The following is a 21,174-nucleotide window of genomic DNA, read 5'->3' on the forward strand; positions in this document are numbered from 1 at the left end:
ATCCTCATTACCGACTAAACACCCATAAAACACTTGTTTCATGGGTGTTTTTTTTGATGTCATAAATCGTGTTTCCTAAAAAACCCGCAATATTTTCGCTCAGCTCATTAAAACTTATACCTTTGTTGGCAATAAAAACAAAAAACAAATAATTTTATGATTTCAAACAACGCGTATTTTAACGACAATGTAAAATCTTTAGGTTACACGACTTCAGAAGGTAACTCAACTTTAGGGGTTATGAACCCAGGTGAATATGAGTTTGCTACATCTAAGCATGAAACTATGAGAGTTATCGAAGGCCAAATGGTTGTTAAATTACCAAACGCTACAGATTGGGCTACTTTTAGCGCTGGAGAAGCTTACGAAATTGACGCGAACGAAAAATTTCAGGTTAAAGTATCTTCTCAAACTTCATACTTGTGCACCTACAAATAATCGTTTAAACGCATAAATTTTAGTTCTTCGTAATCTATATAGTTTTTTTGTACGTAAATGCATTAAACAAAAACTATAATTATGAAGAAAATTTCGATTTTACTACTCGCAGGCCTAACGTTATCATGTGTATCTAAAAAAAAGTATCTGGCTTTAGAACATGAGAATGGGGAAATAAGAAGCGAATTACAAAAAACGAAAGTTGAAAAAGAGGATTTAGAGGCGAAATTTGCCAGAATTGAGGAGCGTGTAGAAACCTACAACTCTAAAATCTCATCTTTACAAGCCGAAAATGACACAAAACTTGATGTTGTAGAAAACGGAACGGTCATTTCTAATGATGCTAAAATTAAAATGCGTGAAACATTAACACATGTGGATGCAGAAAAATTAAGTCAAGCTAAAACACTTAAAGATTCTATGAATTTAGCTGTGGCTTATAACCTTGAAAAAGTAATTAACTCTTCAGAATTAGATGACGAAGAAGATTTTGGTGTGAGTATTGACGGTACTGTGGTTATGATTTCTATTGCTGACGACATGCTTTTTAACACAGCTAGTTACAGATTAAGCTCTAAAGCAGATCCTATCTTAAAAAAATTAGCTGATGTTATTAACTCTGAAGAAAGCTTAGATGTTATGGTTGAAGGTCATACAGACTCTAGAACCATCAATACAGATCATATCGCAGATAACTGGGACCTTAGTGTATTAAGAGCCACATCGGTAGTTAGAAAGCTACAAGATAAATATAATGTAGCTCCAGAAAAGCTGATTGCTTCAGGTAGAAGTAGCTATCAACCAATCGTAGATAATGATAGCTCTGACAACCGTGCGAAAAACAGAAGAACACGTATCATCATTCTTCCGAATATTGATAAGTTTTTTGCTTTAATGGCTGATGAAAGTTAATTTATAGCACTTCCACAATATTGTATAAAACAGAACGAGCTGCCTTTTGGGCGGCTCGTTCTGTTTTATTTAACTAGGTGTATTAGCATTGAGCAAAAAAAAAAACGTCTAAAACATGCGTTTTAGACGTTTTAATATTTAAAAGATTAACTCTATAAAGTTAATACGATTAGCCTTCACAGCTTGCGCATTCTTTCTTCTGTTTAAACTTTTGAGCCGCATTCATACTATGCTGGTAATACAATGATTTAAGCCCTAATTTCCATGCTGTAACATAAATATTATTTATATCTTTTACAGGCATATCTGGATGCACAATAATATTTACCGACTGTCCTTGGTCGATATGGTTTTGACGATTGGCAGCTTGATATACAATAACCAACTGATCGATTTCAGAATAAGTTTTAAACACATCACGCTCGTGTTCTGTAAGGAAATCTAAATGTTGAACAGAACCATCGTAATCACGAATACTACGCCAAACTTCAGGTGTATTTTTACCTTTCTCTTCTAGCAATTGCTCTAAGAATGGATTTTTAATCGTGGTTTTAATCTTAGCGATATCTTTCACATAGATATTAGACCAGATTGGCTCGATACCTTGTGATACTTGTCCTAAAATAAAGGCTGAAGATGTCGTTGGTGCGATCGCGTTTAATGTCGCGTTTCTTCTTCCATAGCCCTTTAAAACTTCCGGCTCGCCATATAACTCTGCTAATTCTTCTGAGGCTTTATACGACTTCTCCTGAATTAACTTAAAAATCTCACTATTTAAACTATATGCCTCTTCACTATCAAATGAGTACATTTTAGACTGTAATAAAGAATGCCATCCTAAAACACCTAAACCTAATGCACGGTTAGATTTCGCGAAGTTATAAGCACGTTCCATAAACATGAACGTTTGTCTATCCTCTAAATCTGAAGAATCTCTATACTCCTCTAATTTCTGAACAAATTCTGTAATTACAGCATCTAAGAAATACACCATTGTTTCAACAGCATCGGTATCCTTCCACTTATCGTAGTGCAATACATTTACTGAAGATAATACACAAACAAATGACCACTGATCATTTGAAGGCAACATAATTTCAGTACATAAATTAGATGCTACTATTTTATGATCGTTTTCTTTATAAACTTCTGGAGCTTGATTGTTAGCATGATCTTTAAAGAAGATATACGGGTAACCTATTTCACCACGACGCTGAATCACTTTTGCCCAAATAGAACGTTTATCAACATCACCATCAATCATTTCCTGCATCCATTTGTCGGTTACAGAAACACCATGCGTAAGTTCTTGGATTGAGTTTCCTTCGGTACCAATTTCTAAAAACTCTTTAATATCTGGATGCTCTACAGGTAAATACGGAGAAAAACGTCCTCTACGAACAGAACCTTGACTTACCACATCAACCATTTTTTCAAAAAGTTGCATAATGTGTACCGCACCAGATGAAACGCCATTATTTTTTACCGGTGCCCCACGGTGACGTAAATTACCAAAATAACCAGAGGTTCCTCCTCCTAATTTTGACATCATACCGACTTCCGATTGGGTATAAAGGATATTCCCCATATCATCAGCGATATTCGAACCAAAACAACTAATAGGTAAGCCACGTTTTTTACCGAAGTTAGACCATACTGGCGAAGCTAAAGAGAAAAACCCTTCCGCCATATATTTATAAAACTTATCAGCATAACCATCAATTTGTAGAATCTCTTCTGCACGATTCGCAATTTCACGAATACGTTCTTCAGGGGTAGTCCCATCGGTTAAGTAACCCGATTCTAAAAATTTTCGACTGTTTTCAGTTAACCATTTAAATTCAGGAGCGTCATCCTGTTGCGTTGCTTTTTTAATTTGTTCTTTACGAGCATTTACTAATTCGTCGTAGTTTGTAGATTTTTCGGTTTTAGATTCTTGGAGGTTCGTTTGTACTTTCATAATTAAAATAGGTCATCGCTGGTTATACTTTTTGTTCTTTTACTGTAGTTGATTGAGCGTTTCACGAAGAAATCGCCGTGTTTGGTACCTATAATTTCATCATCAAACCATTCGGTTTCTGCTACTAATTTTTCGTTCACAGTAAACACTTTACCTATACCAATACTTTCTAGTGAGTTATTAAAACGATTTTTAATAAACTCGTTTATAACATCTTTTGGAAGAAAATCTAACTCGCCTTCTTCAAAAATCCAATCGATGATATCGCTTTCGGCTTCAAAAGCTTCTTTACAAATAGCCTGGATTTTTTCGTTGTATTCTTCTCCAAACCATTTCGGGTTTTCCTTCTTTATAATATTTATAACATCAATTCCGAAATCGCCATGAATTTGCTCTTCTTTTGACGTTGCTTCTACCACATTCGATATACCCTTCAGCATATTTTTATGCTTATTGAAGGCCATAATAATTAAAAACTGAGAGAACAGAGAAACATGCTCGATAAACAAAGAAAACAGCAAAATAGATTCAGCATACTCCTGAATATTTTCACTTTTAGAATTTTTAAGTGCCGTTTCTAAATAGTGTACACGACGCATAATTACCGGCTTCTTTTTTATAGATTTAAATTCAGAATTTAATCCTAAAATCTCTAAAAGGTGAGAATACGCATCATGATGACGCACTTCACTTTCGGCAAAAGTAGCTCCAACCGAACCAATTTCTGGTTTTGGCATTTTTTGATAAATATCACCCCAGAATGTTTTTACAGCAACTTCAATTTGTGAAATGGCTAACATGGTATTCTTTATAGCCGATTTTTCAACTGAACTTAGTCCGGTTTTAAAATCTTGAATATCACTTGTGAAATTAAATTCACTATGGATCCAATATGAATGTCTAATAGCATTTACATATTCATATAAATCTGGATATTCATAAGGCTTTAAATTGATACGTTTTTCAAAAATATTTGTTTGACGCTTTCTATTTTGTTCGTCACGATATAATATATAAGCCTTTGCTGCATCATGAAAGGCACTACCCATCAATTTATCTTCAACAATATCTTGAACTTGCTCTACAGTTGGCACATAGCGTGCATCTAAGGCTTTTCGAGCCAAAAGGCCTTCGAACACTTTGTTTGAGATGTCTTCTGCATCTTCACGAGTACCGTGATTTACAGAAAGCATTGCCTTTTCAATGGCATTTGTGATCTTTTCCAACACAAAAGGGGTTGTGTCGTAATCGCGTTTAATAATGTGGGTAATCTCCATGGTTGTGGCGCTGATTTAGATTATTTAATTAATATAGCAACTAACATTCCCGAATAACGACTAAATTCAACATCATTCGCTATAAAGTCCATTGAGTAAAAAGACTTCTTTAAAGCTAAGATTTATTAAAAAAGGTATTCGGTGATTTCAAAATACATTTTTAACAAGTTTATTAACAGGCTAAAAAAAGGATTCTATTCTTGTATTTTGAGCAGAACAAAGATTGTAAAATGATTGATATGTTTTAACAAAAAAGAAGAAAGCTTTTCAACAAGTTTTTAACAAACAATGAAAACACTAAAAATCAATAAGTTTACACAAAAAAACACCTAAAACTCTACAAATGTGTGTTTTACATATTTTCAAACTTCAAAAAGTTTACAAAAAAATTTAATGATTTTTACAGTTAAAACCCTTAATTTAAAGGGGTTTTAAGCGTTATTAACAGATAAATTAGAAAGCTACATAGACGCAGCAACCTTCTCTAATTCGGTATACCAGTCTATTCCAAATTTACGAATCAGACCTTCCTTTACAAATTTATAGATAGGCACTTGCAACTCCTGGCCAAGGGCACAGGCATCGTCACAAATTTGCCATTTATGATAATTAACTGCCGAAAATTCGGAGTAATCCTGAACTCTTACAGGATACAAATGACAAGACACAGGCTTTTTCCAAGTGATCTCTCCTTGATTATAGGCTTCCTCAATAGCACAAAGCGCCACATTTTTGTCATCAAAAATAACATAAGCACAATCTGCGCCATCAATTAACGTGGTTTCTAAATCACCATCTTCAGTTTCGGTATAAGTACCTTGTTCCTCAATAGCATCAATACCTACTTGTCGCAAAAAAGGCTTAACCTTCGGATAAATATCATCCAGAATTTTAGCTTCCTCAGCATCTAGAGGCGCACCAGCATCCCCATCTATACAACAAGCGCCTTTACAAGCCGACAGATTGCATAAAAAATCCTTCTTTACTACATCTTCTGAAACAATAGTTTTCCCTAACTGAAACATAAAAATCACCTATTAAAATCGTGGGCAAAAATAAACAAACTTTAGCGTAAACTTTTAAGATTATTCGGCAATAATGGTATATTTTTGCCGAAAATTCAAAATTACCTGAAAAACAGATTTTTAATTTAGAATTTTCTTAAAAGAATATAAAATACAAAACTAAAAAAACCAAGTGTTATTACTAGGTTAACAATTTAATACCTATGGAACTAAAATTCAATTTTAAAGAAATATTTACAGCATTCATGATTTTATTCGCTGTAATTGATATTGTTGGAAACATTCCCATTGTTATCGATTTGCGAAAAAAGGCTGGACAGATTCAAAGTGAGAAAGCCTCGATTATTGCTGGAGTCATATTGATTATGTTCCTATTTCTAGGAAAAAGCATTTTAAACCTTATTGGTATCGACGTCAATTCGTTTGCTGTTGCTGGTTCATTTATCCTATTTTTTATTGCCTTAGAAATGATTTTAGGTATCACACTTTACAAACAAGAAGAACACGATGCCATGACAACAGCTGTTTTCCCTTTAGCATTCCCGCTTATTGCAGGACCAGGAAGTTTAACCACCTTACTATCCTTACGTGCTGAGTTCGCTACCGAAAATATCATAATTGCGGTATTATTAAATGTTATCATTATCTTTATCGTGCTTAAAACATCAGCTAAGATCGAACGTTTAATAGGACAGAACGGTATCAACATCATTAGAAAAGTATTTGGTGTGGTGCTACTAGCCATTGCCGTAAAACTATTTGCCCACAACATTAAAGCGTTGTTCGAGCTTATTTAAAAATTTATTTACCAATGAAAATTTTCACCATTATACTAAGCATCATTGCTTTAGGCTTAATCATTTTTAATTGTACGCAATTGGATTTTAACACACCGTTTGAAGGCGAAAGCATGGTTGCCATAATTACCATTGTTGCATCACTTTGTGTTATTGTTATGATGGCCATTTTACGTACTTCAAAACGCATTGAACAAAAAGTAAAAAACAGAAAATAATGTACGATGCCCTTATTATTGGTGGTGGCGCTGCAGGTTTATCTTGCACTTTAGTTTTAGGTTCCGCAAAAAACAAGGCTTTTGCTAGCGATAAAAAGATTGGTATCATCGTACACCAAAAAACATCACATTTACAAACAGCCCTATTCAATAATGTTTTAGGTCTAACCCCAGGAACCACTGGGGAAAGTATTTTAGAAGGCGGAAAAATTCAACTCGCTAACTTATATCCACACGTTGAGCAAATAGACCACGAAAAGGTGTTAAGCCTCACCAAACAAAACGATGTTTATAGCGTAACCACGAATAAAAACACATACCTCACCAAAATAGCGGTTATCGCGGTAGGCTATACCAACTTGATGACCATTGAAGGCTTGGAGCCGTATATTGAAGCCCACCCTAGAGCAGCAGCCGAAAAAAATCGTATCTGGCTAAAAAATACCGATCACCTTATTGAAGAAAACCTATATGTGGCTGGAACTTTAGCAGGATGGCGCAGTCAGTTTGCCATAGCCTCAGGAAGTGGCGCTCATGTGGCTACCGATATTTTAACACTCTGGAATGATGGGAAGCATGTGAAGGTGCATGATAAGGTTGCGGGTATTTAATTTAGCCTTCAAAAACAGCCTATAACACTAAAGATCAACAACCTACAACACGGTTAAAAGAAGACTCTTTTAAAACTTATTAGTAAGTAAGAAAAATATAAAGTTAAGAGTTATATTTGGCTTCAAATATATAAAAATCAAAACAATGAAAAAAAACCTTAGTCTAAGCTTATTATCACTACTATTAATTTTAAACATTTCTTGCGGAAGCGATGATAGTGTAGAGGAAAACACTACGCCTTTAAGTATTGAAGAAGGAAAAGCTCAATTAGAAGACAATATGATTGAAGCGTTAAACAAAGTTGACGACTTTAGAAACAGTGATGCTTTAGATGAAATAGTAGAATTAGCAGAGTACCTAAGCAACTCTTCAACATCTAAAGTTACTACTAGCTTTAAAAAAACAACACTTAGCACTATTAACAATCTATCATCTCTTAAAACAGCTAACATAACTGCTTTTAATGCTAAACAAACTACTGCATTAGTATCTGAAACTCCACTTACTGACGACTATAACGAAGAAAAAGGCATTTACGAATGGAATGCAGACACTGAAGAATTTGACAAAACTGGAGACAGTGATATCATTATTTACAAAGTAAATTATTACGGAAAAAATGCAATCTTTAGCTTTACAAATTTCAATACAACTATCGAAAATGACGAAGAAGTTCCAACTTTAGTTAAAGCAAATCTTAAAGTTGATAACACCACTGTTTTCTCTCAAGAATTTACTGCTTCTTTTGAAGATAACGGCTTAATACCAAGCATGGTTAACAACACAACTACTATTGGAGGTTTTAAACTTATTACAGCTTACACAAACTCAAACAGCGCTTTAATTAAACAATCTTTCGATTTTAAAATTGATGATGATGTTATAACTGGATACGAGCTTATAGCCAACGGAGATTTCAACAATGAAAACGATCAAATTGAAGACAGTAGCATTGAAGATGTTCTTAATGATTTTGATTTAAAGTTTAAAGTTTTAAACGCAAATTTATCTTTAACAGCTAACGATAAAAATTTCAATTCCGACGATGATCTAACGATAGACGAGCAAATAGAGTTATTAAATAACAATATTAAAGGCGAACTAAGTATCAAAAACAGACCTTTAGCTAAAACTGAATTCTATAAAGACCAAGACACTTACATGGACTACGAATACGATCCAAATACGCAAAACTGGGAAGAAATAGAAGTTTCTGAAGAGATCATTAATGCTAGATTTTTATTTGAAGACGGAAGTTCTAGTGATTTTGAGGCCTATTTTGAAGGATCATTTACTGAATTAGAAAATAAATTTGAAGCTGTTTTTGAAGCTTATGAAAAACTTTTCGAAAATATTGATGCTTAGTTAACCTTCAGCATATTCAATAAAACATAGAGAACTCCTCTCTTACCTACAAAAGGCTACCATACAATTATGGTGGCCTTTATTTTTGAAGTATTTTAAACTTTAAATTATCAACATTTTCACCAGACCAATAGCCAAATGCCCCATTACTTATATTTGAAATAACTTCATTTGTAAAGGACGAATTATCTATTAAAGTCGATTCATCACCTTTAATAGATTTCCAAAAATCAAACTGTTCTTTCGTAATTCCTACAAGTTGTAATTCTATAACTTCATCTACCTTAAATTTATTTTTTCTTTCACCATCATCTTGAATTTCAACATATGTTACAATTACAGGAAATTGATTCGTAGCAATATTTTCGGTATTAAAAATAAAAGGTTTAGCATAACTAAATTTAGCTTCATTTTCATTTCTAACTAATATTTTAAAATACTGAACCGATTTAATATCATTTTTAATTGTTAATTTAACATCTCTATAATCGGGCTGAACAACACCATCTTTAACAGATTCTAAAAAATCAATATTCACTACTTCTGGTTTTTCTGGTACTTGAGTTTTAGAATTAAATTCCTTACCCCGTATCGAAATAGATAAGTTATAAACCCTCCCTTTCTCTCCTTTTATAATATTACTTCTATAATATAAAAAAGGAAAATTAAAATCATCCCTTTTTAAAGTTAACACTTCAGAGACTTCCCCATCAAAAAGCTCAACTCTAGCTTTCGATTCAATGGATTTAGCTATTTCTAAAGAATCTATAACTCCTGCAAAAGCAATACTATTTGTTAATCGTATTTCTGCAAAGCTATTGTCTTTAATCTCTCCTTCAACAGTAAGTTGGTCAGACGCTAAAACATCTATATTATCTCCAGTACAACTTGACAGAACAATTAGCAGCAAAATAAATTTCTTCATATTAATTCGTTTTAGTTAAAAGAAAATAACCAGTTTATTGTAGGTATAAATGGAAAGAAATTATCTCTTTTTTCCACAATTTCCACAAAAGAATCATCCGTATTACCTTCGGTAGCAAAATATATTTGAAAAGGATTTTTATTATTATAAACGTTATACAGAGTTAAGTTTAATTTTGACCCCCAACGTCCCTTTCTTTTAAAAGAATATGTACACGATAAATCTAGACGATGATAACTAGGGAATCGTGAGGCATTTTTAGGCTCAAAATTAATTATAGGACGCTCGTTAATAATTCTAATATCCAATGGTCTTGTATAGTTTTGACCACTGGTAAATAAAAAAATAGACCCAAATTCTATTTTATCATTTAATTTATAACTCACTATCGTATTAAAATTTATAGGGCGATCGAAATCCGTTGGAAATTCTTCGCCTTTATTTATAGCATCAAATTGAGCTATCGTTTTTGACAGCGTAACAGCACATTGCGCAGTAAATTTATTTATTTTTTTATTCACACTTAATTCCAAACCGTAGGAATTAAATTTACCAGACACCATATCCTCATAAATATTATTCGAGAATAAATTATTAATAGAACCATTTTTAAACTCGGTATAATTCGATACGTTTTTATAATACAAAGCACTATTAAACTGCATGCCGTTTTCCTCGAAAACATAACCTAAACTCAATTGGTTAGCAACCTGAGGTCGTACATTATTATTACTAATTACAAAAAAATCAGCAGGCAAACTAAATGAACTAACAGATGCCTGATGAATAAACTGATTTAATTTCTGATAACTAAATTTTAAAGCTTGATTATCATTTAATTCATATTTAACACTTAATCTGGGTTCTAAATAGTAATATTGATCCGCATCAACTAAAGCATTTGATTTTGTTGCAATTGTTGTAAACCTTAAACCCGATTTAATCTTAATTCTTTCAGAAAAAGAAAACTGTAAATCCCCATATAAATTTAGCTCATCAAACTTAGAAGTTTCCTGGTTTAAAATTTCTAAAGGCGCGTTATTTATAGTAGCTTGTACTCGTTTTGGCAAGATTGTATTATTATTATATGCAGCACCAAGCATGAAGAAATAATTAGGTTTATTCCATAAAAATTTATGATTTAAACTAAAAACCGAAAAATTACTATTAGCTGAATAATCATAAATAAAATCATCACTCCCAAATGAAAATTCGTAAAAACTATTACTAATTGTTGTCTGAGAACTTAAACCATTAGAAAACTGGTGTGTATATGTTGTTCCATATATAACATTTCCCCATTGTAATTTCCGATTTCTCCCCCTAGTTTTGTCTTTAAAATTATCTTCTGTTAAATAAACCGTAGTTTCTATTCTATCTTTTGGCGATAATTTCAAAGTATATTTAACAAAAAAATCATATAAAGAATAATTACTGTTTTTACCAAGAACAGAGTCTTCGCTTTGAAAAATAGGCTTAAAAAGCTCAAGATATGTTCTACGTCCAGAAACCAATAAACTGTTTTTGTCATCAATTTTCACATTGCCAGTTAACTTTGCCGACAAAAGCCCTATACTCCCACTAAAGCTTGTTTTATCTGGCACATCTAAGGTTTGTATGTCTGTTACCGAAGATAATCTACCTCCATAACTGGCATCAAAACCTGCTTTCGAAAACTCTAAGGATTGAACAAAATCTGAATTTATAGCCGAAAACAAACCTCCCAAATGCGATGTATTATGTAAATATATATTATCTAACAATGTCAAATTCATACTCCCATTCCCACCACGAACCAGTAACCCCGATTGCCCTTCAGTGGCCTGTTGCACCCCCGGAGTGTATTGAATTAACTTAATAAGATCCTTTTCACCTAAAATAAATGGAAGTCGTTGAATATCTTGCTGTGAGAAGTAAACTTGATCTGGAATTACCTTTTTTAACTGGCTACTTGAAAAAGTCCTTATGGTTACTTCATTTAATAAATTAATTTCCGATTCCAGATAAACAATATCACTAATATCTCTAATAGCTACCTGTAATGTGCTATACCCTATTTTTGAAATAATTAACACAGCATCACTTGAAACTCCATTTAAAGTAAAAAAACCTTCCTCGTCGGTATAAGCTCCGTTTTTCGTCCCTTTCACAAGAATAGCAACATCCTGAATAGGATTGTTTTTATTAAAATCGAACACTTTATAAGAAACTGAATTTTGAGCACATATACTTCCTATTAAACAAAAAGAAAGTATTAAACATATAAAGTATTTCGTCTTATTCGTCTTCAATTTGGGGAGAATAATTTAAGAATATAAAGAATAACTTAAGCGGGCAAAATTAATCACTATTATCGACATAGTAAGCGTATAAACCACAAAACATGAATTCTAGATGCTATTTATTTAGGGTAATTACTAGCTTCAAAACATTTCAACACATCACCGATCACCTTATTGAAGAAAACCTATATGTGACTGGTACTTTAGCGGGTTGGCGCAGTCAGTTTGCCATAGCTTCCGGAAGTGGCGCTCATGTGGCTACCGATATTTTAACCATTTGGAATAATGGTAAACATGTGAAGATTCATGATAAGGTTGCGGTGTAATCTATAATTTAACACTGGAAACTTTATAATTTTATAATTTTCAAGGTGTTTTACGGCATGACCCTTCCAGCTAAAACAAACTAACGTCTACCCTACTCCCCGCTTTCAAAGTCTACTTCCTCAACATCATCAACAACTTCACCACGACTCAAGCGCACCACTTCTTCAATCATGATATCGGTTTGGTTGTACACCTCTTCAAAAGCACCATTACCGTAAAGCTGATCGGCTAAAGTTGCTTTTATGTATTGCTTCACCTCATCGTGATAGGCTACGAAAGTCACTTTAGAATCGGAGCGCAGATTTAAATAATCCTGAAAAGCAAAAACGAGGTCGTCCCCCACTTCAAAACTATCTATAAAATCACGCCTTAAAATACCATCGTAGAGATGACGGTCTTTTTCAAGTTCTTCAAACACAAAGTTTCCAAAAAACCCACGACGTAATAAAAAGGAAAGGGTTTCATTTTGCATACTGCTATCAATAGGCACAAAAACATCGGGGATGATACCACCGCCGCCATACACAATTTTCCCTCCTGGGGTTTCAAATTTTAAGGAATCGTCAACATGAATTTTCTCTGGATCTAAAAGTTCACCGCTGGTAATCCTATCAAAATACTCATCGTAATAATCTTTATTACCCTGATCGTAAGGCCGTTGAATAGAACGTCCCGTAGGCGTATAATATCTAGAAACCGTTAATCGCACCGCCGATCCATCACCCAAATCCATTTCACGTTGCACCAAACCCTTACCATAAGATCGACGACCAACAATGGTACCTATATCGTTATCCTGCAAAGCCCCTGCTACAATTTCACTTGCCGAAGCGGAGTTTTCATCAATCATAACATAAACTTTTCCGTTTTCAAAGTCCCCTTTACTGGTTGCAAAACTCTCCTCGATATCTCCTCGTTTGTTTTTAGTAAACAAAATAAGCTTATCATCCTCTAAAAACTCATCAGCAATCTGCTCGGCAATTCCTAAAAAGCCTCCAGGGTTTCCTCTTAAGTCTAAAGCAATTTCGGTAGCTCCCAAAGCTTCGAGTTCTTGAATGCCTTTTCGGAATTCTTTATAGGTAGACTCAGCAAAGCGATTCACCTTAATATAGCCTAGCTTGTCGGTAAGCATGTAATAGGCATCGACACTATTAATAGGAATATGATCGCGTTTAACCGAGAATTTTAATAGTTCGGGTTCGCCGCGTCGATACACCGTTAAATTCACTTTAGAATTTATAGGTCCTTTAAGTTTTTTAACCAAAGCGCCATCTTCAATATTTTTCCCAAACAAGGTATCGCCATCGGCAAAAATAATACGGTCGCCGCCTTTAATGCCGGCCTTTGCACTTGGTCCGCCTTCAATGGCACGAATCACAGCAATCGAATCTTTATAGGTATAAAAACTCACACCAATACCCACGAAATCACCTTTCATTTCTTCGGCAACTCGCTGCATGTCTTCCTTGGGAATATATACCGAATGCGGATCTAAATTCTCAAGAATTCCATTAACGGTAACATCAACAATACTATCGGTATTAACATCATCTACATAATCGTATTCAATATAATCAATGAGTCTGTTAAGCTTATCTTTCTTGCTATTGGTAGTAAATAAACGGTCTGGCGAATCTCTAAAGCTTAATTTTCCGCCAATAAAAATACCCGCCGCAATTGCAGCACCTATAAATAAGGGAAGGTATTTTTTTTGAAAAGCCATAAAACGTTATGCTTTTAGATCTTCTATTCTTTTAAGTTTTATACCCGCTTTTTCTAAGAATTTCAAACCGGAGTCATCCTTATAAGCTTCGTGATACACCACTTTTACAATGCCAGCTTGATGTATAAGTTTACTACACTCTTTGCAAGGCGACATGGTAATATACAGGGTTGCACCTTTACACGATTGTGTTGAAGCCGCCACTTTTAGAATGGCATTGGCTTCAGCATGTAACACATACCATTTTGTATAACCTTCGTCATCTTCGCAAAAATTTTCAAATCCTGAAGGTGTTCCATTATATCCGTCGGAAATAATCATGCGATCTTTTACGATAATCGCTCCTACTTGTCGGCGATTGCAATACGACAACTTCCCCCACTCTTGAGCAATGCGCAAATAGGCCTTGTCGTACTTAAGTTGTTTATGTTCTGGCATTAAAAATTATAATCATTAGGGCGTTACCCTCATTTCAAGTCCTCGTTAAAAATGAGACCTTACTACAATTCGGGTCAGGCTTTACGCTGCAATCTTTTGCCGAAAAAAGCAAAAGGATTTCCACTGCAATCCTTAACGCAAATTCACGTTCGAACTCTAATCCATTCTGATTAACGAAGATAGGTGCTTCGTATTTTAATTACAACGTAAGCCCGTTAAATTTTAAGAATAATTTAAGCTTATTCAGCCTTTAACTGGAAGATAGGAATAAGTAAAGCCTGTTTTTAAGCTAAAAAATCACTATTCAAGATCATTGGAATCACTAAACCAACCACGATAGCAGAAATTACCATTACCCAATCACGCTTAGAAAACCTGAAAATGGTTTGTACGAGGTAACCTAAAAATAGGACTAAAAAGACAATAATCACTTGAGCGATTTCAATACCCAAGGCAAACTCAAAAAGCAACAGTAATTTACTATCCGAATCCCCTAAAAGAATTCTAAACTCTCGAGCAAACCCTAATCCGTGAATTAAACCAAAAAATAAGGTCGACAAAAACAAAACACCAACCTTTTCCTTTTGCGCTCCTTTTCCAGCGGTAAACACATTAAAAAGTGCAATAATTAAAATGGTAATAGGAATTAAAAACTCTACAATGGAAGCGTTAATACTTACCACCCCATAGCTTGCTAAAATTAAAGACAAAGTATGACCTAAAGTAAACATGGTTACCAAAAGCAATACACGTTTCCAATCTTTAAACAAATACGGCACAGCCAATACAATTAAAAATAAAACATGATCGTAAGCATTAATATCAAGCACATGGTTGATACCATATTCCACGTGAAACCAGAAATTTTCAAGCATAATTATAACAATTTGGGTGGCTCAAAGATATGCAATTAATTATATTTTAAACGGAGTTGCGACAACATCTCCTCTGTGATATCATCTAAAAAAAATTGATGTTTCCATTTCCAATCTTGCCTCGCATAAGAGTCGTTAATACTTTTTGGCCAACTGTTGGCAATATCCTGTCTGTAATCGGGTTTATAAGATATTTCAAACTCAGGAATTTGCTTTTTTATGGATTCAGTAATATCCTCTGGCGTAAAACTTACTGCCGCCAAATTATAGGAAGAACGGATTTTAATATCTTCAGCTTTAGCTTGCATAATATCCACAGTAGCTTTAATAGCATCATCCATAAACATCATAGGCAATTCACTTTCATCTTTTAAAAAGCATTGATAAGATTTGTTTTTGATGGCTTCATGATAAATCTCTACAGCATAATCGGTAGTTCCACCTCCTGGTAAGGTTTTCCAACTGATAATACCCGGGTAACGCAAACTTCTCACATCAACCTGATATTTATTGAAATAATATTCGCACCAGCGTTCCCCAACTTGTTTGGTCATCCCATAAACCGTTGTAGGCTCCATAATGGTATATTGTGGCGTATATTCTTTAGGTGTGGTCGGACCAAAAACAGCGATACTAGAAGGCCAAAACACTTTTTTTATAAAATTATCCTTGGCTAAGTTTAACACATGAAATAACGAGGTCATGTTTAAGTCCCAGGCTTCCATAGGATATTTTTCCCCTGTTGCACTTAACATCGCAGCCATTAAATAAACGGTATCAATATTAAACTTTTCAACACATGTTTTTACGCTTGCATAATCTTTGGCATCAACAATTTCGAACAGTCCTGAATTAACAATATCTAAGTTACTGTAGCTTATATCACTTGCGACCACATTTTCATCGCCGTAAATGCTTCGCAACTTAAAAGTTAATTCGGATCCAATTTGCCCACAGGCACCAATAATTAGTATTTTAGAGCTCAATATTCAAGGTGTTTATAAAGAATTTTCAAAAATAATAAGTTTTCGTTAAAAATAATCTACAAAAAGACCGAAATATTCTTAATTTGCTATCCAGCTATGTTATTATAAAATCAACTATTCCTATATCTTTGTAGCCTATTGTCTCAAAATGAAAATGATGCGTAATAAATTTTTATGGTTAGTCGGCATAAGTATCCTACTTTGGAATTGTAAAAAAGATCCCGATCAAACAACAACAACCGAAACTGAAGTCGATAACAGTAAACTCATTTCTGAAAACGACATTAAAAGTTTCGATTACACCGAGTTTTCCATAGACAATAAAGTACAAGCTCAAATTAAGGATTGGACCGAGTATTATAAACTGCAAGATGTTATCGAAAAAGTAAAAGCCAGCGACTTACACTTTTTTAAGGATAATGAAAAAACAATAAAAGACACCTTTAAAGAATTGAGAGCAACCATTCCTGGAACTATAAAATCGCCCTCAATTGAGGCTCGAATTTTGGTTGTAGAAACCAAATTTTATAAATTGGAAAGTTTGTTTAATCTGGGCACCACTAGCGAAAAGGAACTCGAGGCCAGTGTTGAAGAAGTATTGGTAGCTTTTTCGAATTTAAACCTTCAAATGAATAAAAAAGCAGAGTTTGACGCCATCAACATTGTAAAACCCCAATAAACATCTCTCGTTTTGAGTGCAATAATTAGGATTAAGGATTCATAAAAACCTTAATTTAAATTGTTTTTTCTAAGGCATGACATGAGTTTCGCCGTTTCAAATTAATCTGATTAAAAGTCAGCCACTCCTCTGTTAAACACGTACCTCAACACTATAACCGTGTTAACCAATAGTTTATCTCCAATTATATTAGGAATTCCAAATTAAATACATTATATTTAGGATTACCAAAAAATCTAACTACTATGGGGATAAAGAGTTTTATAGGCGCAAGAAAGCGTACTGGCACCACCACAACACCATCATTAACCGTAAGCGATTATATGAGCCGTAATTTAATTACATTCCGGCCAGACCAAACGATCGAAAGCGTGATGCAATCATTAATAAAAAATAGAATATCTGGTGGCCCAGTAGTAAACAGAAAAAATGAACTTGTTGGCATTATTTCTGAAGGCGATTGCATTAAACAAATTAGTGAAAGCCGTTACTACAACATGCCTTTACAAGATCAGACGATTGAAAAACACATGATTTCTGAAGTTGAAACTATAGACGGCAACATGAATATTTTTGATGCCGCTAAGAAATTTTTAGAATCGAAACGCCGTAGGTTCCCAATTATTGAAAAAGGCAAACTCGTTGGACAAATAAGTCAGAAAGACATCCTAAAAGCCGCCATGACTATGAAAGGTCAGACGTGGAAATAATATTATAATTTTACACACTGCAATTTTATTAAAGCTTTTAGCTCTTTTTGGCTGAAGGCTTTTTTTTCGATTTACCCCTCTCGTTTCACAAGCGCATAAAAATCGTTATCCAAGGGCAAATACCCTTGATCGTAAACGAAATAATATACCGTATTCGCTTTAGTCCTATAAATACTGGTAAAATAATTAAAGTCAAATCCGGCTTCGACAAGTTTGGCTCGTGAGGTTTTGGTTTTCTGGTTCGGATTTAGGCTTTCTAAAATGCGATAGTTTTTACGTAGGCGATTATTGGTATTTCGAATGAGGTTTTTGCTATCCTTATTCACGCGATTGTTATAGGCGTTTCTACAGGCGTCACAACAAAATTTCTTATCGATGCGTCCAATAATTTTATCGCTGCATTCTAAACATTTCTTATCCATGAATCGGGTTTTATTTGGTTTAATTCAACCACCTATTTTGAGGTTTACGTAATTTTAGAATGGTTTTACTATAAAAGATTAGTAACAAATATTTTCCCAAGTTTAAAACCAAGCAAACCTAAAAACACGCCAAAAGCCATCCAGTACATGCGATGATTTTTATGATATCCAAGATTGCTCGTTTCGATTAACCTTCCATTTTCAAAAAGTTGGATATTAATGTCACTTTTGGCCAATAATCTAGCTGTAGATTTTAATATATAATTTTTGGAATGCATTTCGAATTTATGTTCAGTTCCAGTAATAGAAAATTTACTTGAAACTTTCTTACCGTTTATTAAAACATACTCCAATCCGAGTACAGAATTTGTAAATTTTATTTTGTTCGTGTTAATATTAAATTCAGCGTATTTCATTTGTTTTACGTTTTTAGCGTTATGTATCTTGATCTTCCCTAAGAATTATCAGCTTGTATAGAGGGAGCTCCTAAGAAAACAATAAGGAATAAGGATGAAAAACTATGTTTTTTCTAATTTAATTACCTCGATAAGTATATCATTTAACATCATAATCTCAGCTTTATCATTTTTAGGAAACATAAACATTAAGACTCTTTTTTTATGTTTCCTCTAAATTTAATGCAAAAGGTAGCTGCATACTATACAAAAATCAAATATACGAAAAAACCTACTTTTTATGATAACCATTTACCAAATTGCAATGAGCTACTAAAACAAAGCACCTATAGCATAAACTGAGGTTCATCTTAAAGTTCAATAAATTATCTTGATGACTCGTATCAAAATCATCTTCATTATTTATAAGCATTTATTTCTAGGCTTCCTAGCCGACTTAATTAGTGATTTTATTCTTTCTGCTAATATCTAACCAATAAGTTAATTTCAAGTAAACACCTCTTTCTATTAGTTCAAAAGGTGCTGTAGTGTCGGTATCAGTATAGGTTAAAAACAAATCAGACAAAGGTGCATATCGCCACTGTAGTCTGGAAACTAATAAAAAACTATTCGATTGTGTGCTGAACTGAACATCGGTATTAAAAAATAAAGTTTTAGTAAATGTAACATTTAATGTCGGCCCCAAATACCAAATTTGTCCGGATGAATAGGGCTCTGGCATTTTAATGTTATCATACTGCAATTGTAATGAAACAAAGAAAAAAGGCTGATAACGATATTGAAATGTAACATCAGTGGTAAACTTATTTCCCGTATAGAACGAACCATATCTTGTCGTTCCTTCTAACCAAAAGGCTTTCCGCCTATCTGTATTATAGTCTAAATCTAAATAATTCATATCATAACCACCCACCGGTATAGGAGCTCCTGTTCCTTTTTCGCCTACAGGATCAAACGGACTATACAAATACTCATAAGCATTAGTTCCTTGTAAGCCAATGGAAGCGCCACTTGTAAAGTTAATTGCAGCACCTAAAGCCGTATATCTTTCTGATAGAGACATATCCCCTGAAGCCCTCCAATAGGCATTGTAACTCGCATCGACTATAATCGTGTTTATTTTATTCGATTTCGGATACATATTGTAGGCTCCAGAAGGGTTTACTCTTAAAATATCCTTTCTTTTGGTAAAACCGAGATCTGATTGAAAACCTGCATCAACATACTGAGTTGTGAGTCCTAAAGAATATGCTCTTTTTTCAACATTCAATTCGTTTCCTGCTGAAATAGCATTACCAGATATATCGGGAGTGAATGACTTATGAAAAAACAGTTTACCGTCCACACTATTATCTTTTGAAAAAAAGTTAAAATCGGAACCTATAACACGATTATACGAAGTACCGTTTAGAGACTCGTCATAGTTTGTGGCCTGCCTATTAATAAAAAAAGCTCCTATATTCGATTTTTTAAACACCCTTTGCTCGGCAGCAACCACTAAGTTATTATTTGCCGCAATGCCATACTGGTCATCTCCTTCAGTTTGTACATCTAGAACACCAATTCTTAAGTTATTATTTATTTTTCCAGTAAATTTTGCCCCTACAGAAATAGGCACAATTTTATCATTACCAAGCGAATCTTTACCAATTCCTACGCGTCGCGAATAAAACGCTAAGGCATTACCTTCTCCAAAACCATTAAATAAATCACCATTATCTATAAAGAATAACCTGGTTTCATCTTGTTTAATTTCAAATTGTGTGACATTATTTTGTCCTGAAACCACATCATCACTCGAAAAATCAGGGAGTACCGTTAAATCGAGCATCAGACTACTTTTTACGGGGATTTTGGCGTCAAATCCAGCCTTGAAATTAAATGACTTTTCACCTTTATAATGTTCGTTGGTATAGGAAGGTGTAACAAAAGGAATCACTGAAATAGGATTTCTTGTTTTTACTAAAGGCTTTTCAAAAATCAAATCACCAAAATACCCGAGGTTAAGCTGATTTTGATTCTGTGGCACTCGCGTCCACGAACTTTTAGTATTAGATTGTGTATCGGACCGCATGGCCGAAAATTTCCATGAAGTAATGCCTGCTTTAAATTTAAAAGCAGACATTGGTATTCTTAATTCTGAAATAAAATACCCATCATATATTTGAGATTGTCCGACCCACTTGGTATTCCAGTTTAAATCAAGATCTCCAGTAACACCACCGCCATAAATCACACCTTCACGTTCTACTCCAAAAGGGTTAATTCCAAATAAAAAAGCATTGGCACGATCACTGTAGGTATCAAACATTAAGTTTACAATATCGGCGCCACTAATACTAAAATCCCTTTCGTACGAAGGAGTTCTGTAATCTTTTCCAGGAGCATAACCTTTAACACCAATATACAAGAACCTTTCATTATATAACATCATGATCTCGGTTTGATAATCAGCAAGCTTACTATCTGTAGGAAAGTATTCTGTAAATTCACTTGTTAAGACCGCATTTTCCCAGTTACCCTCATCTAAGGCACCATCAATTATAAAATTATCGTTGTCAACATATTTTACATTGATACTTTTTTGAGCAAATACAAGTGTCTGTATTAGCAAAATAAGCATGAAAATAAAATATTTAAACAGCAACCTAGATGTCAATTTTAGACGAATACGATCATATATACTTGTAACCCCATGCTTTTTTGCAATCATAATTTACAGATAATTTAAAACAAGTAAACTCTTTTGCTGCATACTTATTTACAATCAAAAGGAATATTAAGCAT

Annotated in this window: 20 protein-coding genes and 1 pseudogene; 9 read left to right on the top strand and 12 right to left on the bottom strand. The window is 33.9% G+C overall.

Features of this window, described 5'->3' with window-relative positions:
• Positions 1–156: 156 nt before the first annotated feature.
• Both ppnP and A6I66_RS01490 read left to right on the top strand, forming a co-directional pair.
• Positions 157–438, top strand: coding sequence for a pyrimidine/purine nucleoside phosphorylase (gene ppnP, locus A6I66_RS01485; protein ID WP_067144953.1), 282 nt, complete (start codon positions 157–159; stop codon positions 436–438).
• Positions 439–519: 81 nt separating this feature from the next.
• Entirely contained in the window at positions 520–1,350 is an 831-nt protein-coding gene (locus A6I66_RS01490) for an OmpA/MotB family protein (protein WP_067144954.1), read from the top strand.
• A 169-nt stretch (positions 1,351–1,519) separates the two neighbouring features.
• Here A6I66_RS01490 and A6I66_RS01495 read toward each other — a convergent pair whose 3' ends face one another.
• The 3 genes from A6I66_RS01495 to A6I66_RS01505 all read right to left on the bottom strand — a co-directional run bounded on the left by A6I66_RS01495 (position 1,520) and on the right by A6I66_RS01505 (position 5,612).
• Positions 1,520–3,310, bottom strand: a complete 1,791-nt coding sequence (locus A6I66_RS01495; protein ID WP_067144955.1) for a ribonucleoside-diphosphate reductase subunit alpha — start codon at positions 3,308–3,310, stop codon at positions 1,520–1,522.
• Positions 3,311–3,312: 2 nt separating this feature from the next.
• Positions 3,313–4,587: a ribonucleotide-diphosphate reductase subunit beta gene (locus A6I66_RS01500; RefSeq protein ID WP_067144956.1), complete on the bottom strand. Its 1,275-nt coding sequence runs from the start codon at positions 4,585–4,587 to the stop codon at positions 3,313–3,315.
• A gap of 461 nt (positions 4,588–5,048) precedes the next feature.
• Entirely contained in the window at positions 5,049–5,612 is a 564-nt protein-coding gene (locus A6I66_RS01505; protein WP_067144957.1) for a DUF3109 family protein, read from the bottom strand.
• Between the two features lie 203 nt (positions 5,613–5,815).
• Here A6I66_RS01505 and A6I66_RS01510 point away from each other — a divergent pair, with 203 nt between their 5' ends.
• From A6I66_RS01510 to A6I66_RS01525, 4 genes are all read left to right on the top strand, one after another.
• Positions 5,816–6,409, top strand: a complete 594-nt coding sequence (locus A6I66_RS01510; RefSeq protein ID WP_067144958.1) for a MarC family protein — start codon at positions 5,816–5,818, stop codon at positions 6,407–6,409.
• Positions 6,410–6,423: 14 nt separating this feature from the next.
• Positions 6,424–6,627, top strand: a complete 204-nt coding sequence (locus A6I66_RS01515; RefSeq protein WP_067144959.1) for a hypothetical protein — start codon at positions 6,424–6,426, stop codon at positions 6,625–6,627.
• Positions 6,627–7,238, top strand: coding sequence for an FAD-dependent oxidoreductase (locus tag A6I66_RS01520; protein WP_067144960.1), 612 nt, complete (start codon positions 6,627–6,629; stop codon positions 7,236–7,238). Before A6I66_RS01515 ends, A6I66_RS01520 begins: the two co-directional genes overlap by 1 nt.
• A 145-nt stretch (positions 7,239–7,383) precedes the next feature.
• On the top strand, positions 7,384–8,604 hold the full coding sequence (locus A6I66_RS01525; protein WP_067144961.1) for a hypothetical protein: 1,221 nt from the start codon (positions 7,384–7,386) through the stop codon (positions 8,602–8,604).
• A 79-nt stretch (positions 8,605–8,683) separates the two neighbouring features.
• On the opposite strand, the gene A6I66_RS01530 is transcribed toward A6I66_RS01525, so the two are convergent.
• The gene (locus A6I66_RS01530; protein WP_067144962.1) at positions 8,684–9,529 is read right to left on the bottom strand and encodes a DUF4249 family protein; all 846 of its coding nucleotides are present in this window, start codon (positions 9,527–9,529) and stop codon (positions 8,684–8,686) included.
• A gap of 11 nt (positions 9,530–9,540) precedes the next feature.
• The gene (locus A6I66_RS01535) at positions 9,541–11,727 is read right to left on the bottom strand and encodes a TonB-dependent receptor (RefSeq protein WP_067144963.1); all 2,187 of its coding nucleotides are present in this window, start codon (positions 11,725–11,727) and stop codon (positions 9,541–9,543) included.
• 248 nt (positions 11,728–11,975) lie between these two features.
• On the opposite strand from A6I66_RS01535, the pseudogene A6I66_RS01540 reads away from it, so the two are divergent.
• Positions 11,976–12,137 (top strand): annotated as a pseudogene (locus A6I66_RS01540) (NAD(P)/FAD-dependent oxidoreductase); the annotation flags it as partial.
• 92 nt (positions 12,138–12,229) lie between these two features.
• On the opposite strand, the gene A6I66_RS01545 reads toward A6I66_RS01540, so the two are convergent.
• The 4 genes from A6I66_RS01545 to A6I66_RS01560 all read right to left on the bottom strand — a co-directional run bounded on the left by A6I66_RS01545 (position 12,230) and on the right by A6I66_RS01560 (position 16,160).
• The gene (locus A6I66_RS01545; protein WP_067144965.1) at positions 12,230–13,861 is read right to left on the bottom strand and encodes a S41 family peptidase; all 1,632 of its coding nucleotides are present in this window, start codon (positions 13,859–13,861) and stop codon (positions 12,230–12,232) included.
• Positions 13,862–13,867: 6 nt separating this feature from the next.
• Positions 13,868–14,299, bottom strand: a complete 432-nt coding sequence (locus A6I66_RS01550; RefSeq protein WP_067144966.1) for a deoxycytidylate deaminase — start codon at positions 14,297–14,299, stop codon at positions 13,868–13,870.
• 284 nt (positions 14,300–14,583) lie between these two features.
• Positions 14,584–15,174: a HupE/UreJ family protein gene (locus A6I66_RS01555; RefSeq protein ID WP_067144967.1), complete on the bottom strand. Its 591-nt coding sequence runs from the start codon at positions 15,172–15,174 to the stop codon at positions 14,584–14,586.
• Between the two features lie 35 nt (positions 15,175–15,209).
• On the bottom strand, positions 15,210–16,160 hold the full coding sequence (locus tag A6I66_RS01560) for an NAD-dependent epimerase/dehydratase family protein (protein WP_067144968.1): 951 nt from the start codon (positions 16,158–16,160) through the stop codon (positions 15,210–15,212).
• Between the two features lie 154 nt (positions 16,161–16,314).
• On the opposite strand from A6I66_RS01560, the gene A6I66_RS01565 reads away from it, so the two are divergent.
• Positions 16,315–16,839, top strand: a complete 525-nt coding sequence (locus A6I66_RS01565; RefSeq protein ID WP_157614024.1) for a hypothetical protein — start codon at positions 16,315–16,317, stop codon at positions 16,837–16,839.
• Positions 16,840–17,084: 245 nt separating this feature from the next.
• Positions 17,085–17,549, top strand: a complete 465-nt coding sequence (locus A6I66_RS01570) for a CBS domain-containing protein (protein WP_067144970.1) — start codon at positions 17,085–17,087, stop codon at positions 17,547–17,549.
• Positions 17,550–17,620: 71 nt separating this feature from the next.
• Here the strand turns inward: A6I66_RS01570 and A6I66_RS01575 are convergent, their stop codons facing one another.
• From A6I66_RS01575 to A6I66_RS01585, 3 genes are all read right to left on the bottom strand, one after another.
• Positions 17,621–17,971 carry a hypothetical protein gene (locus A6I66_RS01575; protein ID WP_067144971.1) on the bottom strand — a complete coding sequence of 117 codons (351 nt, stop codon included), beginning with the start codon at positions 17,969–17,971 and terminating at the stop codon, positions 17,621–17,623.
• 68 nt (positions 17,972–18,039) lie between these two features.
• Positions 18,040–18,387 (bottom strand): hypothetical protein, encoded by a 348-nt coding sequence (locus A6I66_RS01580; RefSeq protein WP_067144972.1) that lies wholly within the window; start codon positions 18,385–18,387, stop codon positions 18,040–18,042.
• 436 nt (positions 18,388–18,823) lie between these two features.
• Positions 18,824–21,010, bottom strand: a complete 2,187-nt coding sequence (locus A6I66_RS01585) for a DUF5916 domain-containing protein (protein ID WP_067144973.1) — start codon at positions 21,008–21,010, stop codon at positions 18,824–18,826.
• Positions 21,011–21,174 lie beyond the last annotated feature (164 nt).

Origin of the sequence: Pseudotamlana agarivorans, assembly GCF_001642835.1 — a bacterium.
GTDB lineage: Bacteria > Bacteroidota > Bacteroidia > Flavobacteriales > Flavobacteriaceae > Pseudotamlana > Pseudotamlana agarivorans.

Excerpts from the sequence above, each read along its gene's own strand:
- ppnP (WP_067144953.1), top strand. The coding sequence starts at position 157 with ATGATTTCAAACAACGCGTATTTTAACGACAATGTAAAATCTTTAGGT.
- A6I66_RS01490 (WP_067144954.1), top strand. The coding sequence starts at position 520 with ATGAAGAAAATTTCGATTTTACTACTCGCAGGCCTAACGTTATCATGT.
- A6I66_RS01495 (WP_067144955.1), bottom strand. The coding sequence starts at position 3,310 with ATGAAAGTACAAACGAACCTCCAAGAATCTAAAACCGAAAAATCTACA.
- A6I66_RS01500 (WP_067144956.1), bottom strand. The coding sequence starts at position 4,587 with ATGGAGATTACCCACATTATTAAACGCGATTACGACACAACCCCTTTT.
- A6I66_RS01505 (WP_067144957.1), bottom strand. The coding sequence starts at position 5,612 with ATGTTTCAGTTAGGGAAAACTATTGTTTCAGAAGATGTAGTAAAGAAG.
- A6I66_RS01510 (WP_067144958.1), top strand. The coding sequence starts at position 5,816 with ATGGAACTAAAATTCAATTTTAAAGAAATATTTACAGCATTCATGATT.
- A6I66_RS01515 (WP_067144959.1), top strand. The coding sequence starts at position 6,424 with ATGAAAATTTTCACCATTATACTAAGCATCATTGCTTTAGGCTTAATC.
- A6I66_RS01520 (WP_067144960.1), top strand. The coding sequence starts at position 6,627 with ATGTACGATGCCCTTATTATTGGTGGTGGCGCTGCAGGTTTATCTTGC.
- A6I66_RS01525 (WP_067144961.1), top strand. The coding sequence starts at position 7,384 with ATGAAAAAAAACCTTAGTCTAAGCTTATTATCACTACTATTAATTTTA.
- A6I66_RS01530 (WP_067144962.1), bottom strand. The coding sequence starts at position 9,529 with ATGAAGAAATTTATTTTGCTGCTAATTGTTCTGTCAAGTTGTACTGGA.
- A6I66_RS01545 (WP_067144965.1), bottom strand. The coding sequence starts at position 13,861 with ATGGCTTTTCAAAAAAAATACCTTCCCTTATTTATAGGTGCTGCAATT.
- A6I66_RS01550 (WP_067144966.1), bottom strand. The coding sequence starts at position 14,299 with ATGCCAGAACATAAACAACTTAAGTACGACAAGGCCTATTTGCGCATT.
- A6I66_RS01555 (WP_067144967.1), bottom strand. The coding sequence starts at position 15,174 with ATGCTTGAAAATTTCTGGTTTCACGTGGAATATGGTATCAACCATGTG.
- A6I66_RS01565 (WP_157614024.1), top strand. The coding sequence starts at position 16,315 with ATGATGCGTAATAAATTTTTATGGTTAGTCGGCATAAGTATCCTACTT.
- A6I66_RS01570 (WP_067144970.1), top strand. The coding sequence starts at position 17,085 with ATGGGGATAAAGAGTTTTATAGGCGCAAGAAAGCGTACTGGCACCACC.
- A6I66_RS01575 (WP_067144971.1), bottom strand. The coding sequence starts at position 17,971 with ATGGATAAGAAATGTTTAGAATGCAGCGATAAAATTATTGGACGCATC.
- A6I66_RS01580 (WP_067144972.1), bottom strand. The coding sequence starts at position 18,387 with ATGAAATACGCTGAATTTAATATTAACACGAACAAAATAAAATTTACA.
- A6I66_RS01585 (WP_067144973.1), bottom strand. The coding sequence starts at position 21,010 with ATGCTTATTTTGCTAATACAGACACTTGTATTTGCTCAAAAAAGTATC.